This is a genomic window from Actinoplanes sp. NPDC051859 (genome assembly GCF_044452725.1).
Classification (GTDB): domain Bacteria; phylum Actinomycetota; class Actinomycetes; order Mycobacteriales; family Micromonosporaceae; genus Actinoplanes.
The window spans coordinates 513,891-536,340 of record NZ_JBITBX010000002.1; the positions used below are offsets into that span (position 1 = coordinate 513,891).

Genomic DNA, 22,450 nt, shown 5'->3' on the forward strand with positions numbered 1-22,450 from the left:
CGACCCATATCGCTGAGTCACGCAGCTTGACCTCCCTCCGGTCAGGCACAAACAGCGCAAAACGGTCGTGATCTTGGCCGGACCGGGAAGAATATGGCTCGGTCCCGAGGAGGGCTTGCAACCTGTGGTAATGCGCACGGTAAGCTAGTCGATGCACTCGCGGATCGTGTGCCTCGGCAGGGAGCAGGTTCCGCAAGTCGTCGGTCCCAGCATGTCCTGCTCGCTTGATCGTCTTCGCTTGACCGCAAGCTCCAGCGTGGTGATCACCGGATGTTCGTGCTGTGTCCGCTCGGCAGTTCCGCGGGGCGCGAGAGACACCACGACACCATTCCGTTCGGAGCAACAGTCCACATGACGAGCAGCATCGAGGCCACCTCGAGCGCCAACAAGGTCACCGTCGACGATCTCGGCTCGGAGGAAGCATTCCTCGCAGCCATCGACGAGACCATCAAGTACTTCAACGACGGCGACATTGTCGAAGGCACCGTCGTCAAGGTCGATCGGGACGAGGTCCTGCTCGACATCGGCTACAAGACCGAGGGCGTCATCCCCTCGCGCGAGTTGTCGATCAAGCACGACGTGGACCCCGCGGAAGTGGTGTCGGTCGGTGACCACATCGAAGCCCTCGTCCTCACCAAGGAGGACAAGGAAGGTCGCCTGATCCTCTCGAAGAAGCGCGCGCAGTACGAGCGCGCGTGGGGCACCATCGAGAAGATCAAGGAGGACGACGGCGTCGTTCGCGGCTCCGTCATCGAGGTCGTCAAGGGTGGCCTCATCCTCGACATCGGCCTCCGCGGCTTCCTCCCGGCCTCCCTGGTCGAGATGCGTCGCGTCCGCGACCTCCAGCCGTACGTCGGCCGTGAGCTCGAGGCGAAGATCATCGAGCTGGACAAGAACCGCAACAACGTGGTCCTGTCCCGCCGCGCCTGGCTCGAGCAGACCCAGTCCGAGGTCCGCACCGAGTTCCTCAACAAGCTCCAGAAGGGCCAGGTCCGCAAGGGCGTCGTGTCCTCGATCGTCAACTTCGGTGCCTTCGTGGACCTGGGTGGCGTGGACGGCCTCGTGCACGTCTCGGAGCTCTCCTGGAAGCACATCGACCACCCGTCCGAGGTTGTCGAGGTCGGCCAGGAGGTCGAGGTCGAGGTGCTCGACGTCGACCTGGACCGCGAGCGCGTCTCGCTGTCGCTGAAGGCGACCCAGGAAGACCCGTGGCGCCAGTTCGCCCGGACCCACGCGATCAACCAGATCGTGCCGGGCAAGGTCACCAAGCTGGTTCCGTTCGGTGCGTTCGTCCGCGTCGACGACGGCATCGAGGGCCTGGTGCACATCTCCGAGCTGGCCGAGCGGCACGTCGAGCTGCCCGAGCAGGTCGTCCAGGTGGGCTCCGACGTCATGGTCAAGGTCATCGACATCGACCTCGAGCGTCGCCGGATCTCGCTGTCCCTCAAGCAGGCCAACGAGAACTTCGTCGAGGGCGAGGAGCACTTCGACCCGACCCTCTACGGCATGGCCGCCACGTACGACAACGAGGGCAACTACATCTACCCGGAGGGCTTCGACCCGGAGACGGGCGAGTGGCTCGAGGGCTTCGACAAGCAGCGCGAAGCGTGGGAGAAGCAGTACGCCGACGCCCGCGAGCGCTGGGAGGCCCACACCAAGCAGGTCCAGGCGTCCCGCGAGGCCGACGCCGAGGCCGCGCTCAACCCGGCTCCGGCCGGCGGCGTGACCACCTCGTCCTCCACCTCCACCTCCTCCTCCACGAGCACGTCGGCCCCGGCGCGCGCCGCGGAGGAGCCGGCCGGCACCCTGGCCACCGACGAGGCCCTCGCCGCTCTGCGCGAGAAGCTCGCCGGCGGCAAGAGCTGACCACCGCTCAGCACCAAGCACCACGGTGAGTCACCGGCCTCCGGGCCGGTGACCTGCCTGCCGGCCTTCGGGCTGACGTAACGAGAAGGAACCCCGTTCACCTGCCTTCGTGGCCGGTGAGCGGGGTTTCTTGTTGCCGAACGCCGTGCCATCCGGCTCGCGCTGAGCCCTCAGCCTGGCCGTTGTCCACAGGCTGCTGCCTCGGCACTGACAGCAGCCGGGCCAACCGGGATACTGGGCGCGTGTTGAAGGTGGGACTAACCGGCGGGATCGGTGCAGGCAAGAGCGCGGTCGCGCAGCGGCTGCATGAGCTAGGCGCGGTGATCCTCGATGCTGACAAGCTGGCGCGCGAAGTCGTCGCCGCGGGGACCGAAGGCTTGGCCGAGGTTGTCGCCGTCTTCGGGCCGGAGGTGCTGGGGGCTGACGGCGAGCTCGACCGGATCGCCGTCGGCGCCCGCGTCTTCGGCGACGAGGTGGCCCGGCGTCAGCTTGAGGGCATCATCCACCCCCGCGTACGCGCCCGCACCGCCGAGCTGGTCACCACGTCGCCAGCTGATGCGATCGTCGTCAACGACGTTCCGCTGCTGGTGGAGACCGGCCTCGCCGCCACGTTCCACCTGGTGATCGTGGTTGACGCGAGCCCGCAGGTGCGGATCGCCCGGCTCGTCGGCAAGCGGGGGATGAGCGAAGACCAGGCCGCCGCCCGCATCGCCGCCCAGGCCAGCGACGCCGACCGGCGCGCCGCTGCCGACGTGGTGCTCGATAACAACGGCGGACTCGACGAGCTCATGGCTCACGTCGACGAACTGTGGCACAGCCGCCTCCAGCCGTACGCGAAGAATCTGTTGCTTCGCCGGCGCGCGCCGACCGACCAGAGCCTGCAGGTGGTGGCCCCGGATCCCACCTGGCCTGGGCAGGCAGCACGCTGGATCGCCCGGATCGACCACGCTCTACGCCCGCAGCTCGGCCACGCAGCGGACGTTTCACACATCGGCTCGACAGCCGTGCCGGGCCTGCCCGCCAAGGATGTGCTCGACCTGATGTTGGCGCTTCCGACACTGGAGCAGGCCGACAAGCTCGCCGACGCACTAGCCGGCGCAGGCCTTCCCCGCCGAGACGGAGAATGGTTCGATAACGCGCGCGGCATACCAGGCAAGACCTGGCCGAAACGGCTGCACGGCAGCGCGGACCCGGGTCGCCCCGTTCACCTTCATGTCCGCGTGGCCGGCTCCCCGGGCTGGCGTTTCGCCCTCCTCATGCGTGATCACCTGCGGGCCGACCCTGCGGTGCGCGACGAGTACGCGTCCGCCAAAGCCCGCTGGGCCAGCCGCCACCGCGACACCGCGACGTACGCCGAGGCGAAGGAGCCCTGGTTCGACGCCGAGGCCGAAGCAGCAAACGCGTGGGCTGCGGCCACCGGCTGGCAGCCTCCGTCCTACTGACTGCGGTCTCGCGGGGGCATTGAACCGTCGGCTGGCAGCTGCTGTCGGGCCGGCTCTGGGGTTAGGGGGCGCTCGCGGCGGCCGGTCGACGCTGTCGCGTGACCTTCGAGATGCGCTCACCGACCGGAGCCGGGGCAGCAGTCTCGTCCGGGCCGTGGCGCCGAGTGGTGGCGCCGGATCGAACCGGAGGCCGCCGCGAGCGGCCTACCGGACCAGGGTAGACAGGCACGGCAAGGTCGGACAATGCCCGCCGCGGGAACCGAATGTGCACCCTACGAACAGCGTCGTTCCCGGCCCGCCAAAACTTGTCACACCCCCGACGTACGGTGGTCAGCATGGCGCTCGACATCCCACGTCTCGACGGCACGTTCCAGGTCATCAGCGAATTTCAGCCGGCCGGCGACCAGCCCACGGCCATCGCCGAGTTGGAGCGGCGGGTGCGCCGCGGTGACCGGCACACCGTGCTGTTGGGCGCCACCGGCACGGGTAAGAGCGCGACGACCGCGTGGCTGATTGAAAAGCTGCAGCGGCCGGCACTCATCCTCGCGCCCAACAAGACGCTGTGTGCCCAGCTCGCCAAGGAGTTTCGCGAGCTCATGCCGCACAACGCCGTCGAATACTTCGTGAGCTACTACGACTACTACCAGCCTGAGGCGTATATCGCGCAGACCGACACCTACATCGAGAAGGACTCGTCGGTCAACGAAGAGGTCGAGCGGCTGCGCCACTCCGCCACGATGTCGCTGCTGACCAGGCGCGATGTCGTCGTCGTCGCCACCGTTTCCGCGATTTACGGCCTGGGCACGCCGCAGGAATATCTGGATCGAGCGGTCAAGGTCAAGGTGGGGGAGGAGGTCGACCGCGACAAGCTGCTGCGGCGTCTCGTCGAGATCCAGTACTCCCGCAATGACATGGCCTTCCAGCGGGGCACGTTCCGGGTCCGGGGGGACACGCTCGAGATCATCCCGGCATATGAGGAACTTGCCATCCGGGTCGAGCTCTTCGGCGACGAGATCGAGAAGCTGTATTACCTGCACCCGCTCACCGGCGAGATCGTTCGCGAGGTCGACCAGCTGGTGATCTTCCCGGCGACGCACTACGCCGCCGGCCCGGAGCGGATGGAGCGTGCCATTCGCGACATCGAGGCCGAGCTGGCCGAGCGGCTTGCCGAGCTGGAGCGGCAGGGCAAACTCCTCGAAGCCCAGCGGCTGCGGATGCGCACCACCTACGACATCGAAATGATGCGCCAGGTCGGCTTCTGCAACGGCATCGAGAACTACTCGATGCACATGGACGGCCGGTCGTACGGCGACCCCGCCTACACGCTGCTCGACTACTTCCCGGACGACTTCGTCACCGTCATCGACGAGTCGCACGTAACCATCCCGCAGATCGGCGGTATGTATGAGGGCGACGCTTCCCGCAAGCGCATCCTCATCGAGCACGGCTTCCGCCTACCCAGCGCCGCCGACAACCGGCCGTTGCGCTTCGACGAGTTCCTGGAGCGCGTCGGCCAGATGGTCTTCCTGTCGGCCACCCCCGGCCCGTGGGAGATGCAGCAGGCCGCCGGCGAGTTCGTCGAGCAGGTCATCCGCCCCACCGGCCTGGTCGACCCGCAGGTCATCGTGAAGCCCACCAAGGGGCAGATCGACGACCTCATGCACGAGATCAAGGAACGCACCGACAAGGACGAGCGTGTCCTGGTCACCACGCTCACCAAGAAGATGGCCGAAGACCTCACCGATTACCTGCTCGAGAACGGCATCCGAGTCCGCTACCTGCACTCCGAGGTCGACACCCTGCGCCGCGTGGAACTGCTCAAGGAGCTCCGCAAGGGCGACTACGACGTCCTCGTCGGCATCAACCTGCTCCGCGAGGGCCTCGACCTCCCGGAAGTCTCCCTCGTCGCGATCCTCGACGCGGACAAGGAAGGCTTCCTCCGCAGCGGCCGCTCCCTCATTCAGACGATCGGCCGCGCAGCCCGCAACGTCTCCGGCGAAGTCCATATGTATGCGGACAAGATGACCCCATCCATGCGCGACGCGATAGAAGAGACTGACCGCCGTCGCGCCAAGCAGATTGCGCACAACGAGGCGCACGGCATCAGCCCCGAGCCTCTGCGCAAGAAGATCCACGACATTCTCGACGACATTTACCGCGAAGCCGAGGACACCGACACCGCCATTGGCGGCCACGGCCCCGGCGGTCATGTCGTCGGCGGTGCCGGTCGCCAAATGTCCCGCGGCAAGGGCCCGGTGCCAGAAACCCGCTCCAAGGCCCGAGGTTCCTCCGCCCCGGCCCGCGAAGGCATGGCCCGCGCCGAGCTGGCCCAGCTCATCCAAGACCTCAACGACCAGATGCTCGGCGCTGCCCGAGAGCTCCAGTTCGAACTGGCCGCCCGCATTCGCGATGAGGTTTCCGAGCTGAAAAAGGAACTCCGAGGCATGGACGTCGCGGGGGTGAAGTAGCGCCTGGGCTAGCTGAGTCGATGCCTCGTTCGATGGTGGGTGGTTGGTGCCTGCCTGTCGGCTGGCCGGCTATTTGTCGGTCGGCCAGCCCGGATCGGCCGGTTTGCTGACGCCTGCGGCTGCCGCCCCACCGCCGGCCTGCTGACTCCAGCAGGTCCGCTAACCACCCCACCGCCTGCCCGCAGGCTCCAACCTGTAGCCGTCAGTTGCCCGGCCGCCCGCCAGTTGCGCGGGCCATCCGTAGCTGCCGCGGCAGCTGCGCGATTCGCCCGCGGCCCGCCCCGGCTGCCGCGGCAGCTGCGCGATTCGCCCGCGGCCCGCCCCGGCCGCCGCGCCAACTGCTCGAGCCGCCTGCCAATTCCCGTCGGTCGCTAGCCCCCAACCGGCCGAGAGGCCAGTCTGCCTGCCGGCCATCAGACCTGCCGCCATCGATACATCTTCTGCGCCCGCAGAAGGAAACTGCGTATCCGGCTGCTGCGACGGAAAGCGGAGAAATAGCACCGGTGACGAACTAGCCTCCTAGGATGCGAGAGAGGCTGTGTCGGGTGTGTGCCGGAAACGCCACCGCGCGGCGAGAGGCCCGCCACGATTAAGTGGGGTGACGTGTCGCTACGGCTCGTCATGGGACACAATGGCTCCCGTAGGAGGGGAGTATTCCTCTGCGCCGGTCTCGTCAACACGGTCAACGCCCTTGGGGCGTGCCCGGGGCCGGTGGTCTTCGCTCGCCGGGCGGAGGCGGAAGAGACCTCCGACAGTCACCTCGCCGCTTCGGATCCCCATTCCGGTGCGGCGTTGAACCGTGTCTGCCGGAGGTCCTCGTTGATCGTTTCTACCTGGGTGTGGCTGGTTTCCCTCGCCGCCCTCATCATCATGCTGGCCGTCGATCTGCTGATCGTGGGACGGCGCCCGCATGAGCCGTCGATGCGGGAGGCCGGTGGCTGGGTCGCCTTCTACGTCGGTCTCGCCATGGCTTTCGGGGTCGGGCTGTGGATCACGGCCGGCGGGACACCGGCGGGGGAGTTCTTCACCGGGTGGCTCACCGAGTACTCGCTGAGCGTCGACAACCTATTCGTTTTCATGATCATCATGGCGCGGTTCAACGTGCCGCGGCAGTACCAGCAGAAGGTGCTGTTGATCGGGATCGTGCTGGCGCTGCTGATGCGGGGTGCGTTCATCGCCGCCGGTGCCGCGCTGATCCAGCAGTTCTCGTGGGTGTTCTATATCTTCGGCGTGTTCCTGGTCTACACGGCGATCACGCTGCTGAAGAACGGTGAGAACGACGAGGACGACTTCAAGGAGAACATGCTCATCCGGTGGGCCCGTCGGGTCCTGCCGCTGACCAACTCCTTCGACAGCGGCAAGCTGACCGTCGTCACCGAGACCGGCAAGCGGCTGTTCACGCCGCTGCTCATCGTCATGATCGCGATCGGTACCACCGACCTGATCTTCGCGCTCGACTCGATCCCGGCGATCTTCGGCATCACCAAAGAGCCGTACCTGGTCTTCACCGCGAACGTGTTCGCGCTGATGGGCCTGCGGCAGCTCTACTTCCTGCTCGGCGGGCTGCTGGAGCGCCTGGTCTACCTGAACATCGGCCTGTCGTTCGTGCTCGCGTTCATCGGCGTGAAGCTGTTCCTCGAGGCGCTCCACACCAACTCACTGGGCTTCATCAACGGCGGTGACGGTGTCTCGTGGGCGCCGGAGATCCCGATCTGGCTGTCGCTGCTGGTCATCATCGGCACGCTCGGCATCGCCACGGTCGCGAGCCTGGTCAAGTCGTCGCGCGATCAGAAGAAGGAACTGCAGAGCTTCTGAAAACGAAGAAACCCGCGGTCACCTTGCGGTGGTCGCGGGTTTCTGCTGTTTGAGCGGGTACGGTGCCGAGCACCGTACCCGCATCGCTTTACTGCTGGTGCTTGCGCCGTGCGGCGGTGCGGCCGCGGACCTGCTGGTCGAGCTCGACCTTGCGGATGCGGACGGCGGCGGGGGTGACCTCGACGCATTCGTCCTCGCGGCAGAACTCGAGGGCCTGCTCCAGGGACAGCTTGCGCGGCGGGATCAGACGCTCGGTGTTGTCAGCGCTGGCGGCGCGCATGTTGGTGAGCTTCTTCTCCTTGGTGATGTTGACGTCCATGTCGTCCTCGCGGGAGTTCTCGCCGACGATCATGCCCTCGTACACCTCGGTGGACGGCTCGACGAACAGCTGGCCGCGCTCCTGCAGGTTGATCATCGCGAAGCCGGTGACCGCGCCGGCCCGGTCGGCGACGAGCGAACCGTTCTGGCGGGTGCGCAGCTCGCCGAACCACGGCTCGTAGTCCTCGAACAGGTGGTGCATGATGCCGGTGCCGCGGGTCTCGGTGAGGAACTCCGTCCGGAATCCGATGAGACCGCGGGCCGGGACCAGCCACTCCATCCGCAGCCAGCCGGTGCCGTGGTTGATCAGTTCCTGCATCCGGCCCTTGCGGGTGGAGAGCAGCTGGGTGATGGCGCCCATGTACTCGTCGGGGGCGTCGATGGTGAGCCGCTCGACCGGCTCGTGCACCTTGCCGTTGATCTCCTTGGTGACCACCTGCGGCTTGCCGACGGTGAGCTCGTAGGACTCGCGGCGCATCTGCTCGACCAGGATGGCGAGGGCGAGCTCACCACGGCCCTGGACCTCCCAGGCGTCCGGGCGCTCGGTGTTGAGGACGCGGAGCGAGACGTTGCCGATGAGCTCCTTGTCGAGCCGGTCCTTGACCATCCGGGCGGTGACCTTGGCGCCCTTGACCTTGCCGACCAGCGGCGAGGTGTTGGTGCCGATGACCATGGAGATGGCCGGGTCGTCGACATGGATGAGCGGCAGCGGGATCGGGTTCTCCGCGTCGGCCAGGGTCTCACCGATCATGATGTCGGCGATGCCGGCGACGGCCATGATGTCGCCGGGGCCGGCGCTCTCGGCGGGCTTGCGCTCGAGGCCCTCGGTCATCAGCAGCTCGGAGATGCGGACGTTGGCGATGGTGCCGTCGGTCTTGCACCAGGCGACGGTCTGACCCTTGCGGATCGTGCCCTGGTGGACGCGGCAGAGCGCGAGGCGACCGAGGAACGGCGAGGCGTCGAGGTTGACGACGTGCGCCTGCAGCGGCGCGTCCTCGTTGTACGTCGGCGCCGGGATGGTGTCGAGGATCGTGCTGAACAGCACCTCGAGGTCGGTGCTGTCCTCGGGGACGGTGCCGTCTTTGGGCTGGGTCAGCGAGGCGATGCCGTCGCGGGCGCAGGCGTACACGATCGGGAATTCGATCTGGTGCTCGTCGGCGTCGAGGTCGAGGAACAGCTCGTACGTCTCGTCGACGACCTCCTTGATCCGCGCGTCGGGCCGGTCGACCTTGTTGATGATCAGGATGATCGGCAGCTTGGCCTGCAGGGCCTTGCGGAGCACGAAGCGGGTCTGCGGCAGCGGGCCCTCGGAGGCGTCCACCAGCAGGGCGACGCCGTCGACCATGGTGAGGCCGCGCTCGACCTCACCGCCGAAGTCGGCGTGGCCGGGGGTGTCGATGATGTTGATGGTGACGGGCTCGCCGTCGGCGGGCTGGTAGCTGATCGCCGTGTTCTTGGCGAGGATGGTGATGCCCTTTTCCCGCTCCAGGTCCATGGAGTCCATGACGCGGTCAGCCATCTCGCCGCGCGCGTGGGACTGGCTGCCCTGGCGCAGCATGGCGTCCACCAGGGTGGTTTTGCCATGGTCGACGTGAGCGATGATGGCGACGTTGCGGAGGTCGGTGCGGGTCTGCATGGGGCCCATTGTCGCCGGTCTGGGTTACCGCTGATGCCCCGGGGTTGATTCCCGTGACCGGTGTCAACCCCCGTCCGTTATATCCGCTTTGTTGATGGGCTGCGGCGGGGGCCGAGCCGGTCCGTGGCCTCGCGGAGGGCCGAGATACACTGTCCGGTGGAACCCGAGACTGTGCACCCGCGCGCTCACCCCCATGGCGTTTTGACCCGTGGCCGAGCCCGGAAGTAAAGTCTCGGGGTTGTCGTGCGTTGAATGCTGGCGAGCTCCTGTACTTGGCCCGTGCAGCACACACTAAGGAGCTTTTGCGCAATGCCGCCCAAGAAAAAGACCCATGAGGTGACCCTCGCGCTTGAGGCGGGTAACGCCGCGATGGTGGACCTCGGCAAGATGCTCGGCCCCACCGGCGCCAACATGCGTGCCGTCAAGGTCGAGTACGACGAGGCGACCGCGAAGAACCGGGGCGAGATCATCCCGGTCATCGTGTCCGTCTACGAGGACCGGTCCCACACGCTCGCATACAAGACGCCGCCGACGAGCTTCCTGATCCGCAAGGCTCTGGGCATCCAGTCGGGCGCGTCCAACCCGCTGACGCAGACGGTGGGTACGCTGAGCGGCGACCAGATCAAGTCGATCGCCGAGCGCAAGCTCCCCGACCTGAACGCCAACGACATCGACGCGGCCATCAAGGTCGTCGCCGGCACCGCCCGGTCGATGGGCGTCAAGGTCGCCGAGTAAGTTTCGGTCACCAGCTTCTTCTGCGGCGCGGTTCCCCTCCGGGGGAGCCGCGCCGCGGCGTTTCCCCGAAGCCGCCTGCAGTCAATGACCGGGGCGACGCCAGCTGTCAGCTACCGGGCTGCCCGCGGTCAGCTACCGGGCTTTGCCCGCGATCACTTCGTCGATGAGGCCGTAGTCCTTCGCCTCATCCGCCGTCAGGCTGCGGCCTGCGGAGAGGTCGTCCTCCACCCGGCTGCGAGTCTGGCCGGTCGCGTCCACGAGGCGCAGGATCACCTCTTCCAACTCGCGGAGGTGCTGCCCGGCCGCCGCTGCGACCTCGTCCGCCGTACCCGTGACGCCTGCCGCTCTGGGTTCTGCCAGCTTGAAGCGGGCGTGCCGGTAGGCCGAGCGTCTCTCGGCGGCCGCAAGCACCGCGAGGATGGCCCCACCGGCCTCGGAGGTGACCACCGCATGCACCGGGGCGTGCATCGCGTCGATCACGTCGATGACCGCATGGGCCGCGTTCAGCTCGCCGCCGCCGCTCGCCACATGCAGGTGCACCGGCTCCGGGCCGGCGGCCTCCAGGGTGAGCAGCGCTGCCGCAATGCCGCTGGCCGCCGCACTGGTCAGCGGCCCACGGATCATGACGATGCGCTGGTCGAACAGGCGCTCCTCCAGCCAGCCGGGAATGCCGGGACCCGCGCCGCCGGGTGTGGCACCGGGCCACGGCTCAGGTGACGGCGGGTACGGCTGCCAGCGCAGCGGATCGTGACGCAGCTCCATCGCGGCCTCCCTCGTGCTCCCGACCCTACGTCCGAACCCCGGCAGCCCCAGACGTTTCCGCCCAGGGCTGACCCAGGCGCGCGATCACCAGCCGCGCGCGTGCCATTCGGGCAGGTGGGGACGCTCGGCGCCGAGCGTCGAGTCCTTGCCGTGGCCCGGATAGAACCAGGTGTCGTCGGGCAGCCGTCCGAACAACTTGGCCTCCACGTCGCCGATCAGGGACTGGAAGTTCTCCTCGCCGACGGTCTTTCCCACGCCGCCGGGAAAGAGGCAGTCGCCGGTGAAGAGGTGGGCGATGCCGTCCGGCTCGCGGTAGAGCAACACGATCGAGCCGGGTGTGTGGCCGACGACGTGGATGACTTCCAGGGTGCAGTCGCCGACCGGGATAGTGTCGCCGTCCCGGACCGGGTCGGTCACCACCGGGATGCCCTCGGCGTCATCGGCGCCGGCGAACGAGCGGGCGCCGGTTGCCGCCACTACCTCGGCGAGAGCGAAGTGATGGTCGGGGTGCTGGTGGGTCGTCACCACTGCCGACAGGCCGCCGTCGCCGACGAGCTTCACCAAGGTCGCCGCATCATTGGCGGCGTCGATCAACACCTGGGTGCCGTCAGCGGCGCAGCGCAGCAGGTAGGCATTGTTGTCGTACGGCCCGACCGACACCTTGGTCACCGTCAGGCCACGCAACTCGCGAACGGCCGGAGCTGAGCCGGGGCTGACATCGCCGGTGTATCCCATCGTCACTTCCATTCCGGTACGGCCGGCAGCGCGCCGGCGGGGGAGACGGTCAGGTCGGAGCCGGCGGCGCGACCGGCGAGCCACGCGGCCAAGGACCGGGTCGGCCCCTCGATCGTCGGCGTGCCGTCGGTCACCGCGCCGATGGTCAGCGGATGCTCCAGGCCGTGCGGGCGCAGCACCAACGCGGGTGCGCTGTCGTCGGCACCGGAGACGATCTCGCGGAGCAGCCGCAACGCGAACGCATCCGGCCAGTCCTCCGGCGAGTAGGCGCGGCCCAGGTCGACGTGGTGCACTTCGACCTCGCGCAGTCGGGCCCACGGCACGAACGCCGCGGAGCGTCCCCAGTGCGGCAGGTGGAAGGTCCACGCCGCGGCGGGCATCGCTGCCGCCGCATCCGCGAACCGATCATGGGCCTCGCGCAGGTCGGCGACCTGCTCCGGGATCGATCGGCCGTGGCCGGCCTCGATGCCCTCGGCGCGGGCGGTGGCGGTCGGGTACTGCGGAGTTTCCACGCCGGTCCGCGCCCAGGTCAGCAAGTTGGTCAGGGAGTCAGCGTTGCGGGCCACGTGGGTGAGCACATGGCCGATCGTCCAACCTGGAAGCGGCGAGGCTGCGCGCTCGGCACCCGGCTCCAGCTCCTCGGCGGTCCGGATCAGGCGTTCCGTGGCCTGGTCGACATCGGTCATCAGCACTAGTGGATCGATGGTCACCCCTCACAACCTAGTCCGTGGGGAAGCCGTGCACCGGCCGGAGAAATCGCTTTCGCGGGTGGCGGCGCCGACCGTAGGTTCGAATCCGACGCGTCGCAGACCCGCGGAGGAGGTGGGATTCGTGTTCTTCGGTCGTGTGTCCCTGCTTCACCCGGGAGTTCGCGCCTGACACCCGTCGGCGCCCGCTCCCCCCATCACAAAGGGTTCTTCCATGTCTGACCTGCCCGCTCTGGGCTGGGACGCGACGCTCGCGTCCGCCTATCGTCCGTTCGACCGCGCCGACGCCGCGCCCGCCCGGGTGCTGCGCGCCGACCGCGGCGTCTGCACGGTGCTCGCCGCGGACGGCGTACACCGCGCGAGTCTCTCCGGCAGCCTGCTGCTCGGTGCCGCCGCCGACCCGGCCGGCCTGCCCTGCGCCGGCGACTGGGTGGTGCTGCGGCGCTGGCCCGACCGCCGGCTCACCCTCGAGCTGGTACTGCCACGGCGTACCGCGCTGATTCGGCGTACCGCGGACAAGGACTCCACCGGGCAAGTCCTGGCCGCCAACATGAACGCCGTCGCGGTGGTGGAGCCGATGCACCCCGCACCCGACGACGCCCGGATCGAGCGGCTGCTGGCCCTCGCCTGGGAGTCCGGCGCGACGCCGGTGATCGTCCTCTCCAAGAGCGACACCTCAGGGCAACCGGAGGCGGTCGCGCGCCAGCTCAGTGAGCTGGCCCCGGGGGTACGGGTGATCGCGCTGAGCGTCCGTACCGGCGCGGGCCTGGCTGAACTGCGGGAGCTGGTCACGCCGGGTCTGACCTTGGCGCTGCTGGGGAAATCCGGGGCGGGCAAATCAACGCTGGTCAACGCGCTTGCGGGCGCCGACGTCATGGGCGTGCAGGAGATTCGACGGGCGGACGGCAAGGGCCGGCACACGACCGCGTACCGAAATCTGGTCGTGCTTCCCGGCGGCGGCGCGGTGATCGACACGCCAGGCATCCGCGGGGTGGGTTTGCTCGAAACGGCGGCGGGTCTGGACCGGGCGTTCGCGGACGTCGCAGAATTGGCCGGCCGATGTCGCTTCGGTGATTGTCGTCACCAGGGCGAGCCGGGGTGCGCGGTCGAGGCCGCGCTCGCGGACGGCACCCTGGCGCCGCGCCGGTTGGAGAGCTGGCGCAAGCTGCACCGCGAGGTTGCCGTGGAGAGCGGCCGCCGGGCGGAACGGCTCGCCGGGACGGCCGGACCGGGGCGACGGCGGCCGCGGCGCTGACGGACCGGCCACCACCTGCGCGCCGATGTGGGATGTTCGAGAGGGGTTCACCCGGGCGGGTGATGGGAATTCGGGGTCGTGACGAGGTGCTGTACCTCTGCGGTCCCCGAAAATGTCGTACCCCGCGGTTAGGGTGGCGGCGCCTATCGAACTGACGTAAACCTCGATCTGACGCAAACGGAGTGGCTGGCTGTGGCCGACCGACTGATCATCCGCGGCGCGCGGGAGCACAACCTGCGCGACGTCAACCTCGACCTGCCCCGCGACGCGATGATCGTGTTCACCGGCCTCAGCGGCTCGGGCAAGTCCAGCCTCGCCTTCGACACGATCTTCGCCGAGGGGCAGCGGCGTTACGTGGAGTCGCTGTCGTCGTACGCGCGGCAGTTCCTCGGCCAGATGGACAAGCCCGACGTCGACTTCATCGAAGGCCTGTCCCCGGCCGTCTCGATCGACCAGAAGTCGACCTCGCGCAACCCGCGTTCGACGGTCGGCACGATCACCGAGGTCTACGACTACCTGCGGTTGCTCTTCGCGCGCACCGGTGTCCCGCACTGCCCGGTCTGCGGCGAGCGGATCAGTCGGCAGAGCCCGCAGCAGATCGTCGACCGAGTGCTGGCGATGGAAGAAGGCACCCGGTTCATGGTGCTCGCGCCGGTCGTGCGCGGCCGCAAGGGCGAATACGTCGACCTGTTTGCCGAGCTGCAGTCCAAGGGCTACGCGCGGGCCCGGGTCGACGGCGTGGTGCACCCGCTCGCCGAGCCGCCCAAGCTGAAAAAGCAGGAAAAGCACACCATCGAAGTGGTGGTCGACCGGCTCAGCGTGAAGGCCAGCAGCAAGCAGCGGCTGACCGACTCGGTGGAGGCCACCCTCGCGCTGTCCGGCGGCATCGTGCTGCTCGACTTCGTCGACCTGCCGGAGGACGACCCGGCCCGGGAACGCCGCTTCTCCGAGCACCTGGCCTGCCCCAACGAGCACCCGCTCGCCATCGAGGACCTGGAGCCGCGGGTCTTCTCCTTCAACGCGCCCTATGGCGCGTGTCCGGAATGCACCGGCCTGGGCACCAAGAAAGAGGTCGACCCGGAGCTGATCGTCCCGGACGAGGAGCGCAGCCTGCGGGAAGGCGCCATCCAACCCTGGTCCGGCGGCACCACCCTCGAATACTTCCTACGCCTGCTCGAGGCGCTGGCCAAGGCCGAGGGCTTCAACCTCGACACGCCGTGGCGTGCCCTGCCCAGCCGCGCACAGAAGACCATCCTCTACGGCTCCGAAGACCAGGTCCACGTTCGTTACCGCAACAAGTACGGCCGCGAGCGCTCCTACTTCACCGGCTTCGAAGGCGTGGTGCAGTGGATCGAGCGCCGGCACAACGACACCGAAAGCGACTGGTCGCGCGACAAGTACGAAGGCTACATGCGCGACATTCCGTGCCCGGCCTGCGGCGGCGCGCGGCTCAAGCCCGAGGTGCTGGCGGTGACGATCGCCGGCAAGAGCATCGCCGAGGTCTGCAACCTGTCCGTGGGCGAGTGCGCCGACCTGCTGGCCGCCATCGAGCTCGACGACCGGCAGAAGCTGATCGCCGAGCGGGTGCTCAAGGAGATCAACGCCCGGCTCCGCTTCCTCCTCGACGTCGGCCTGGACTACTTGTCGTTGGACCGCGGCGCCGGCACGCTGTCCGGTGGTGAGGCGCAGCGCATCCGGCTCGCCACCCAGATCGGTTCCGGCCTGGTCGGCGTGCTCTACGTCCTCGACGAGCCGTCCATCGGCCTGCACCAACGCGACAACCACCGGCTGATCGAGACGCTGGTCCGGCTGCGCAACCTCGGCAACACCCTGATCGTGGTCGAACACGACGAAGACACCATCCGCACCGCCGACTGGATCGTCGACATCGGCCCCGGCGCCGGCGAGCACGGCGGGCAGATCGTGCACAGCGGTTCGGTGAAGGGCCTGCTGGCGAACAAGAAGTCACCCACCGGGGCGTACCTGTCGGGACGCAAGTCGATCCCGCTCCCGGCGACCCGCCGCCCGCAGGACGCGGGCCGCGAGCTGGTCGTGCAGGGCGCCCGCGAGCACAACCTGCGCAACCTGACCGTGGGCTTCCCGCTCGGGCAGTTCATCGCTGTGACCGGAGTCAGCGGCTCCGGCAAGTCCACGCTGGTCAACGACATCCTCTACACCGTGCTGGCCAACCAGATCAACGGTGCGCGGATGGTTCCCGGCCGGCACACCCGGATCACCGGCCTCGAACACGTCGACAAGGTCGTCGGCGTCGACCAGTCACCCATCGGGCGTACCCCGCGCTCCAACCCGGCGACCTACACCGGCGTCTTCGACAACGTCCGCAAATTGTTCGCCGAGACCACCGAGGCCAAGGTCCGCGGCTACGGTCCCGGCCGGTTCTCGTTCAACGTCAAGGGCGGCCGCTGCGAAAACTGCTCCGGCGACGGCACGATCAAGATCGAGATGAACTTCCTCCCCGATGTGTACGTCCCCTGCGAAGTTTGCAAGGGCGCGCGCTACAACCGCGAGACGCTGGAAGTCCACTACAAGGGCAAGACGATCTCCGAAGTGCTGGAGATGCCGATCGAGGAAGCCGCGGAGTTCTTCCAGGCCATCCCGGCGATCCACCGCCACCTGCGCACCCTGGTCGACGTCGGCCTCGGCTACGTCCGCCTGGGCCAGCCCGCCCCCACCCTGTCCGGCGGCGAGGCGCAGCGCGTCAAGCTCGCCTCCGAGCTGCAAAAGCGTTCCACCGGCCGCACCGTGTACGTGCTCGACGAGCCGACCACCGGCCTGCACTTCGAGGACATCCGCAAGCTGCTCCTTGTCCTCAACGGCCTGGTCGACAAGGGCAACACGGTGATCACCATCGAGCACAACCTCGACGTCATCAAGACCGCCGACTGGCTCATCGACATGGGACCGGAGGGCGGCAACAAGGGCGGCCTGGTGCTCGCCACCGGCACCCCCGAAGAGATCGCCGACGTGCCCGGCAGCCACACCGGCCACTTCCTGCGCCCTATGCTCGGCCTCGAAGGCGACCCGGCCGGTGCCGCTGCCGCCGTCGCACGGGCTGCCAAGGCCAACGGCGTCAAAACGGGCGCCGCGACCAAGGCCACCCCAGCCAAGGCGACCGCAACCAAGGCAACCGCGAGTAAGGCAGCCGCCACCAGGACGGGCGCGACTAAGGCTGCCGCGACTAAGGCCGCCGCCAAGCCGCGTGCCACGCCGGCCAAGTCGGCTACGTAGCCGCGCAAGGACCCCGGGGTAAATCGCTTCCTAGCCGCGCGCGACATGGGGCAGACCGCTTCGTGGCGGCGCGCGGCTCGGGTGGTTTGCTTGCTGGCTGCGCGCGGTTCTGGGCGGCTATCCCAGCGGCACGAGGCCCTGGGAGTTCGCCTCATGGCGGCGGGCGGTCCGCTAGTCCGCAGGTTCTGTCCGCCTCGTCCGGCTCCTGGGCAGAGGTGTGGACCGAGGATGAGTCCGGCGCGGCCGAGCAGGACCGGGCCGTCGAAGAACTGCTCGGCGGCGAGTTCGGGGCCGAGGTGGGTGGTTCCTTGGCATTCGTGGTGGCGGGCGGGCTGACGATCCGTCCGAGCTCGGCTGCCGCGCGGTCGGATCCAGGCTTCAAGGAGTAGCGCTCCTACGCCCTCGCGCGTGGCCTACCTCGATTGGCTGGGGCTTGGCGCTGGCCGCACCAGCGGTGATTCGGGTCTTACCGGCAGCTGCCGGACGTAGGTGTGGGCGGAAGACGCGGAACCACCTCGGGCTCGGATCACGATCTGGATACTTGAAAGTCACAGATAACTCACAGCAATGACGGCCGTTCCTGCACACGCCCCCTCCGACGCCGGGAATGCGGACCGACCGGCGCGTTGTACTGGGCGAAGACTCCCGAATTTGGGGCTTCCGCGCGGATAATTTCTCCGGCGGCCCATGAACCACAGCGACGGGCCGCGCGTACATACAGGCAACACCGCGTGACGCAAGCGCGCGGTTCCAGGGGTTCTGGGGAAGGGTTCAGCGAAGATGACTGACGTGCAGAGGGCCGACACCGAGACCACGAACACGGGCGCCGGCCAGAGCAAGTCGACCACGCGCCGGGTCGTCCTCACGGGTGCTGGCGCGCTCGGTGCCGGTTGCTTCCTCGCCGCCTGCGGCACGGACACCGGCAGCGGCAACGTCGGCGCCGATGGCGGCGACTTCAGCAACAACCCCCTCCCCGCAGGCAGCAAGAGCGCGGACGCGGGCGGCGGCAGCACCAACGGCGGCTCCGGCGGCAAGACGCTGGTCGCGGTCGCCGACGTGCCCGAGGGCGGCGGCGTCATCAAGGGCGACTACGTGATCACCCAGCCGGAGAAGGGCACCTTCAAGGCGTTCAGCAAGATCTGCACGCACCAGGGCTGCCCGGTGACCGAAGTGGGCGGCGGTCAGATCACTTGCAAGTGCCACAACAGCACGTTCTCCATGACGGACGGTCAGCCTACCGGCGGTCCGGCCCGCAAGGCTCTCGCCGAGACGAAGGTCGAGGTGGACGGCGACAACATCGTCGCTGCTTAAAGTCGTGGGGGCCGGTCCGTTAGCGACCGCCGCGGCCACGGGACGCGGCGGCCGTATCCTGCCGACACGGCCGGCCCCCCAGCAAGTCCGAATGACGGGCTCGCCCGCTCCACGGCGCGCCCGTTTGCGGGTTTTGCCCGCTCCAGGGCGCGCCCGTTTGCGGGTTTTGTCCGCTCCACGGCGCGCCCGTTCGTTGGGTCTGCCCGTTAGCCGTGCTTGGCCTACCTCGGCCCCGACCGTTCCCCGGGTCCACCCTTTCCTGGGCGCACCAGTTTCGGGTCGGACGTTCTACGGCTCGATCCCAGCCGGTTAGCAGTGCGGTGCCGGTTAGCAGTGCCGAGGGCTAGTAGCGCCGGGTCGGTCGGTAGTGCCGTGCCGGGTTCGAAGCTGGTGAAATCGGGCAGCCGGGGGGCTGCGCGAGCAGCGGATTTCGGCCGAAGGCCCGGCGCCGTGGCGGCGGCAGCGGGCCTTCGGTCGAGTAATCATGTCAGGGGTCCGCACTAGTGTTGAGGCGTGCCTGACCCGTCCAGCTACCGGCCGGCGCCCGGGACCATTCCGGACGCTCCTGGTGTCTACCGCTTCCGCGACCCGACCGGCCGCGTCATCTACGTCGGCAAGGCCAAGAGCCTGCGCAGCCGGCTGAATTCCTACTTTGCCGACACCTGGACCCTGCACGCGCGCACCCAGCAGATGGTCACCACCGCGAACTCCGTGGACTGGGTCACCGTCAGCAGTGAGGTCGAGGCGCTGCAGCTCGAATTCTCCTGGATCAAGGAGTTCGACCCGCGGTTCAACGTCAAGTACCGCGACGACAAGTCGTACCCGTTCCTTGCCGTCACACTCAACGAGGAGTTTCCGCGGCTGCAGGTCATGCGGGGGGCCAAACGTAAAGGCGTGCGGTACTTCGGACCGTACAGTCATGCCTGGGCGATCCGGGAAACCCTGGATCTGTTGCTGCGGGTTTTCCCGGCCCGGACCTGTTCGGCCGGCGTCTTCAAACGGGCCGGGCAGATCGGCCGCCCGTGCCTGCTCGGCTACATCGGCAAATGCTCCGCACCGTGCGTCGGCTCCGTCTCGGCCGAGGAGCATCGGGCCATCGTCGACGACTTCTGCGACTTCATGGCCGGGCGCACCGACGCCTTCGTGAAACGCCTCGAACGCGACATGCTCGACGCCTCCGAGCAGCTCGAATTCGAGAAAGCCGCCCGGCTGCGCGACGACATCGCCGCCCTGCGCAAGGCGATGGAGAAGCAGACCGTCGTGCTCGGTGACGGCACCGACGCCGACGTCGTCGCCTTCGCCGAAGACCCCCTCGAAGCCGCGGTCCAGGTCTTCCACGTCCGCGACGGCCGCGTCCGCGGCCAGCGCGGCTGGGTGGTGGAAAAGGTCGAGGACCTCACCACCGGCGACCTCGTGCACCACTTCTGCAGCCAGGTGTACGGCGACGAGCACGGCGAAAGTGACGTTCCCCGAGAGCTGCTGGTGCCGGAGCTGCCACCCGACGCTCCCGCATTGGAAAACTGGCTGTCGGAGCATCGTGGCAGTCGCGTGACCCTGCGTGTCCCGCAGCGCGGCGACAAACGTACTTTGCTCGAAACTGTCGCCCGCAACGCCGGCGAATCCCTGGCCCGCCACAAACTGCGCCGCGCGGGCGACCTGACCACGCGCAGCAAGGCACTCGACGAGATCGCCGAAGCTCTGGGCATGGACACGGCGCCGCTGCGCATCGAATGTTTCGACGTCTCCCAGATCCAGGGCACCGACGTCGTGGCGAGCATGGTCGTCTTCGAGGACGGTCTCGCCCGCAAGAGCGAATACCGGCGCTTCGCCGTGCGCGGCAACCCGGACGGAAGCGGCACCGACGACCTGGCCGCGATGAGCGAGGTCATGCGTCGCAGGTTCGCCCGCTACCGCGCCCGGTCCACAGCAGACGAAGCCGGCGCCGCACCCGCTCTTGAAAGCGGTCCGGACGTCGGCGCGACCGGGCCGAGGGCGAGTGGCTCCGGGGTGACCGGTCCCGAGGAAGCCGGCTCTAGGGCGAGTAGCACGTGGGAGGCCGGCGCTAGGGCGAGTAGCACGTCGGAGGCCGGCGCTAGGGCGAGTAGCACGTGGGAGGCCGGCTCTGGAGCGAGTGGCTCCGGGGCGACCGGTTCTGGAGCGAGTAGCACGTGGGAGGCCGGCTCTGGAGCGAGTGGCTCCGGGGCGACCGGTTCTGGAGCGAGTGGCTCGGGGGCGGGCGATTCTGAGGCGAGTGCTCCGGGGGCGGGCGGTTCTGGGGCGGCTGGCTCTGTGGTGGTCGACGCTGGATTGGCGGTCAGTGGTGAGTTGCCGGGTGTGGATCCACTCACCGGTAAGCCACGCCGGTTCGCGTACCCGCCGCAGCTTGTGGTGGTCGATGGCGGCCAGCCGCAGGTCAATGCCGTCGCGGCGGTGCTGTCCGACCTTGGCATCACCGACGTGGCCCTGTGCGGGCTGGCGAAACGTCTCGAGGAGGTGTGGCTGCCCGGCGACGACTTTCCGGTCATCCTGCCCCGCACGTCCGAGGCCCTCTACCTCCTGCAACGCATCCGCGACGAGGCGCACCGGTTCGCGATCACGTTCCATCGCCAGCGGCGCTCGAAGCGGATGACAGCGTCGGCGTTGGACAGTGTTCCGGGCCTGGGGGAGACCCGCCGGAAAGCCTTGCTGCGCCATTTTGGCTCGCTGAAGCGGTTGTCCCAGGCCAGTCCGGAGGAGATCGCCGAGGTTCCTGGGATCGGCCGGCGCACCGCCGAAGCAATCCTGGCAGCGCTCGACGCTCCGACGGCTGGACCCGACGGGTCTGGGGCGGCCCATGCGGCCGCCGAGGACGGGTCGTGGGTCGCAGGCGGCGTGGCCCGGACCAAAGCGGGGGCGAACAGGTCCCGGGTGGCCCGCCCACTGCCGCGTCCCGCGGAGGACAGCGCAGCCGGCGCCAGCGACGGCGCGGAGGGCGGTAATAGCGGCAGCGCAGGTGGTTGAGGAATAGCGGCAGCGCAGGTGGTTGAGGAATAGCGGCAGCGCAGGTGGTTCAGGGTCGGTCAGCTGGGCCGCTGGGGGATGAAATCGGGCGGCCGGTGGTTCGTGGAGACGCCCGGATCGGGTAGCGGACATGATGTCCGGCGGCCCGACCTGGGTCTGTCGGCCTAGGATGCAGTGTCCACCCGGACGGTGGGGCCGCAGCGGGGTGCAGGAGGAGTGCGTGACCGAGTCGATGCCGGAGTTCGCTTCGGAACCATCCCCCGACGAGGCCGGCACCGATCTGGTCGTCGTGACCGGGGTTTCCGGTGGCGGCCGCAGCACGGTGGCCCGCGCGCTGGAGAACGTCGGCTTCTACGTGGTGGACAACCTGCCGCAGGCGCTGATGCTGGACATGGCTCAGCTTGCGTTTGAGGCGGGTGGTGCGGCGCGGCGTACGGCGATGGTGCTGGACGTACGCAGCCGGGCCTTCTCCACGGATCTCGCGGGCGCCGTCCGTGCCCTCAAGGAGCGGGGCTTCTCGCCGCGTGTGGTGTTCGTCGACGCCGACGACGAGGTGCTGATTCGTCGCTTCGAGTCGGTACGCCGCTCGCACCCCCTGCAGGGTGACGGCCGGCTCGCCGACGGGATCGCCGCCGAGCGCAAGCTGCTCGAGGAGGCGCGCGAGCACTCGGACGTGATCATTGACACCAGCCACCTCAACGTGAACCAGCTGCGGCGGCGGGTCGAGGAGCTGTTCGGCGGTGAGGACGCTCGCCGGCTGCGGATCACGGTGCTGTCGTTCGGCTTCAAGTACGGGCTGCCGCCGGACGCCGACTACGTGCTGGACGCCCGGTTCCTGCCCAACCCGTTCTGGGTGCCGGAGCTGCGGGACCACACCGGCCTCGAGGAGGGCGTCAGCTCGTACGTCCTCGGCCAGGAGGGGGCGAACGACTTCGTGGGCACCTATGCGGGGCTGATCGCGGCGACCGCGCCCGGGTTCGAGCGGGAAGGCAAGCGCTACCTGACGGTGGCGGTGGGCTGCACCGGCGGCAAGCACCGCAGTGTGGCTATCACCGAGGAGCTCACGACCCGGCTGCGGGACATGCGGCTGTCCGCTCACCCGTCCCACCGCGACCTGGGGCGTGAGTGAGTACGGACCAGGCCGGTTCGTC

General features: G+C 68.5%; 13 protein-coding genes and 2 pseudogenes. 11 read left to right on the forward strand and 4 right to left on the reverse strand.

Translation table 11 applies throughout. The features are described from left to right. Positions 1-351: 351 nt before the first annotated feature. The 4 genes from rpsA (at position 352) to ACIA1L_RS06370 (ending at position 7,591) form a co-directional block, all read left to right on the forward strand. On the forward strand, positions 352-1,866 hold the full coding sequence (gene rpsA / locus ACIA1L_RS06355; RefSeq protein WP_396071452.1) for a 30S ribosomal protein S1: 1,515 nt from the start codon (positions 352-354) through the stop codon (positions 1,864-1,866). Positions 1,867-2,108: 242 nt separating this feature from the next. Then, entirely contained in the window at positions 2,109-3,308 is a 1,200-nt protein-coding gene (gene coaE / locus ACIA1L_RS06360) for a dephospho-CoA kinase (RefSeq protein WP_396071453.1), read from the forward strand. Positions 3,309-3,643: 335 nt separating this feature from the next. Continuing rightward, positions 3,644-5,776 carry an excinuclease ABC subunit UvrB gene (uvrB, locus tag ACIA1L_RS06365; protein WP_396071454.1) on the forward strand — a complete coding sequence of 711 codons (2,133 nt, stop codon included), beginning with the start codon at positions 3,644-3,646 and terminating at the stop codon, positions 5,774-5,776. Between the two features lie 819 nt (positions 5,777-6,595). Then, entirely contained in the window at positions 6,596-7,591 is a 996-nt protein-coding gene (locus ACIA1L_RS06370; protein ID WP_396071455.1) for a TerC family protein, read from the forward strand. Positions 7,592-7,679: 88 nt separating this feature from the next. Here the strand turns inward: ACIA1L_RS06370 and typA are convergent, their stop codons facing one another. Continuing rightward, complete coding sequence (typA, locus tag ACIA1L_RS06375; protein WP_396071456.1) at positions 7,680-9,545, reverse strand: translational GTPase TypA; 1,866 nt, start codon at positions 9,543-9,545, stop codon at positions 7,680-7,682. Between the two features lie 309 nt (positions 9,546-9,854). On the opposite strand from typA, the gene ACIA1L_RS06380 reads away from it, so the two are divergent. After that, positions 9,855-10,280 carry an uL11 family ribosomal protein gene (locus ACIA1L_RS06380; protein ID WP_396071457.1) on the forward strand — a complete coding sequence of 142 codons (426 nt, stop codon included), beginning with the start codon at positions 9,855-9,857 and terminating at the stop codon, positions 10,278-10,280. Positions 10,281-10,412: 132 nt separating this feature from the next. Here ACIA1L_RS06380 and ACIA1L_RS06385 read toward each other — a convergent pair whose 3' ends face one another. The 3 genes from ACIA1L_RS06385 to ACIA1L_RS06395 all read right to left on the reverse strand — a co-directional run bounded on the left by ACIA1L_RS06385 (position 10,413) and on the right by ACIA1L_RS06395 (position 12,487). Beyond that, complete coding sequence (locus tag ACIA1L_RS06385) at positions 10,413-11,042, reverse strand: ATP-dependent Clp protease proteolytic subunit (RefSeq protein WP_396071458.1); 630 nt, start codon at positions 11,040-11,042, stop codon at positions 10,413-10,415. Between the two features lie 84 nt (positions 11,043-11,126). Then, complete coding sequence (locus ACIA1L_RS06390) at positions 11,127-11,777, reverse strand: MBL fold metallo-hydrolase (protein WP_396071459.1); 651 nt, start codon at positions 11,775-11,777, stop codon at positions 11,127-11,129. A gap of 2 nt (positions 11,778-11,779) precedes the next feature. Then, positions 11,780-12,487: a maleylpyruvate isomerase family mycothiol-dependent enzyme gene (locus ACIA1L_RS06395; RefSeq protein WP_396071460.1), complete on the reverse strand. Its 708-nt coding sequence runs from the start codon at positions 12,485-12,487 to the stop codon at positions 11,780-11,782. Positions 12,488-12,698: 211 nt separating this feature from the next. On the opposite strand from ACIA1L_RS06395, the gene rsgA reads away from it, so the two are divergent. The 6 genes and pseudogenes from rsgA (at position 12,699) to rapZ (ending at position 22,428) form a co-directional block, all read left to right on the forward strand. Continuing rightward, positions 12,699-13,739: a ribosome small subunit-dependent GTPase A gene (gene rsgA / locus ACIA1L_RS06400; protein ID WP_396071461.1), complete on the forward strand. Its 1,041-nt coding sequence runs from the start codon at positions 12,699-12,701 to the stop codon at positions 13,737-13,739. A gap of 192 nt (positions 13,740-13,931) precedes the next feature. Beyond that, positions 13,932-16,874, forward strand: a pseudogene (gene uvrA, locus ACIA1L_RS06405) (excinuclease ABC subunit UvrA); the annotation flags it as partial. 329 nt (positions 16,875-17,203) lie between these two features. Further along, on the forward strand, positions 17,204-17,377 hold the full coding sequence (locus tag ACIA1L_RS06410; protein WP_396071462.1) for a hypothetical protein: 174 nt from the start codon (positions 17,204-17,206) through the stop codon (positions 17,375-17,377). Positions 17,378-17,768: 391 nt separating this feature from the next. Beyond that, positions 17,769-18,299 (forward strand): Rieske (2Fe-2S) protein, encoded by a 531-nt coding sequence (locus ACIA1L_RS06415; RefSeq protein WP_396071463.1) that lies wholly within the window; start codon positions 17,769-17,771, stop codon positions 18,297-18,299. 513 nt (positions 18,300-18,812) lie between these two features. Beyond that, positions 18,813-21,093: pseudogene (uvrC, locus tag ACIA1L_RS06420) on the forward strand (excinuclease ABC subunit UvrC); the annotation flags it as partial. Between the two features lie 438 nt (positions 21,094-21,531). Further along, complete coding sequence (gene rapZ / locus ACIA1L_RS06425; protein ID WP_396071779.1) at positions 21,532-22,428, forward strand: RNase adapter RapZ; 897 nt, start codon at positions 21,532-21,534, stop codon at positions 22,426-22,428. Positions 22,429-22,450: the final 22 nt, after the last annotated feature.